Origin of the sequence: Treponema lecithinolyticum ATCC 700332, assembly GCA_000468055.1 — a bacterium.
Taxonomy (GTDB): domain Bacteria; phylum Spirochaetota; class Spirochaetia; order Treponematales; family Treponemataceae; genus Treponema_C; species Treponema_C lecithinolyticum.
Genome location: KI260562.1, coordinates 1 through 1714, shown reverse-complemented (window position 1 = coordinate 1714; position 1714 = coordinate 1). Strand labels below are relative to the sequence as shown.

Here is a 1714-nt window from a genome sequence, read left to right as displayed (position 1 = left end):
TTATGTGTACACAACACTAATTACTGTATGATAAGCACACAGTATAACAAAACCTTTCTGAGAGAAAGGAGGTGATCCAGCCGCACCTTCCGGTACGGCTACCTTGTTACGACTTCACCCTCCTTACAAAGCATACCTTCGGCAGCGTCCTCCTTGCGGTTAGACTACCGACTTCGGGTACCCTCTACTCGGATGGTGTGACGGGCGGTGTGTACAAGGCCCGGGAACGTATTCACCGCATCGTGCTGATATGCGATTACTAGCGATTCCAACTTCATGGAGTCGAGTTTCAGACTCCAATCCGAACTACGATAGCTTTTCTGCGTTTTGCTCCACCTCGCGGCTTCGCTTCACTCTGTCGCTACCATTGTAGCACGTGTGTAGCCCTGGACATAAGGGCCATGATGACTTGACGTCATCCCCACCTTCCTCCGGTTTGTCACCGGCAGTTCCGCCAGAGTCCTCAAGCATTACCTGTTAGTAACTGGCAGTAGGGGTTGCGCTCGTTGCGGGACTTAACCCAACACCTCACGGCACGAGCTGACGACAGCCATGCAGCACCTGTTGTACTTCGTATTGCTACGCATCCGTATCTCTACGAACTTAAGTACTATGTCAAACCCAGGTAAGGTTCCTCGCGTACCATCGAATTAAACCACATGCTCCACCGCTTGTGCGGGCCCCCGTCAATTCCTTTGAGTTTCACCCTTGCGGGCATACTCCCCAGGCGGTACACTTACCACGTTTGCTTTGGCACCCAGCTTTGTTGCCAGACACCTAGTGTACATCGTTTACTGTGCGGACTACCAGGGTATCTAATCCTGTTCGCTCCCCGCACTTTCGCACCTCAGCGTCAATTATCTGCCGGTAACTTGCCTTCGCCATTGGTATTCTTCCACATATCTACAGATTTCACCCCTACACGTGGAATTCTAGTTACCCTTCAGTAATTCAAGATGTGCAGTTCTCAATGCTGTCCCACAGTTAAGCTGTAGCATTTCACACCAAGCTTGCTCATCCGCCTACATGCCCTTTACGCCCAATAATTCCGAACAACGCTCGCACCTTACGTGTTACCGCGGCTGCTGGCACGTAATTTGCCGGTGCTTATTCAAGCCCTACAGTCACCACACAATCATTCCCTACTGTGCTTATTCCTCAGGCTTAAAAGGATTTTACAACCTTTCGGCATTCTTCATCCACGCGGCGTCGCTCCGTCAGACTTTCGTCCATTGCGGAATATTCTTAACTGCTGCCTCCCGTAGAAGTCTGGGCCGTATCTCAGTCCCAATGTGTCCGTCCACCCTCTCAGGCCGGATACCCATCATCGCCTTGGTGGGCCGTTACCTCACCAACGAGCATAATGGGCCGCGGGCCATTCTTTTAGCGAAGCCTTAGCTCCTTTCCTCGTATCCCTCTAACAGATACGGTCACATTCGGTATTACCTACTATTTCTAATAGCTATCCCCATCTAAAAGGTATGTCACCCACGTGTTACTCACCAGTCCGCCACTCTCAGAAAGGAGCAAGCTCCTTCCTTACCGTTCGACTTGCATGTTTAAGACGCGCCGCCAGCGTTCGTTCTGAGCCAGGATCAAACTCTCCATGATTGTTTTCATAGGTCTTTCGACCTCTGACTTCTTCTTTATCCCTATCTCTAGGGGCCGCCTTCCTTATTACTCCATCTTAAAAAAAAAGACAAAATAAAAAAAA

At 50.2% G+C, this 1714-nt stretch carries 1 rRNA gene; it reads right to left on the bottom strand.

The features are described 5' to 3' along the window. Window positions 1-64: 64 nt before the first annotated feature. Window positions 65-1611, bottom strand: a 16S ribosomal RNA gene (locus HMPREF9193_RS04605). Window positions 1612-1714 lie beyond the last annotated feature (103 nt).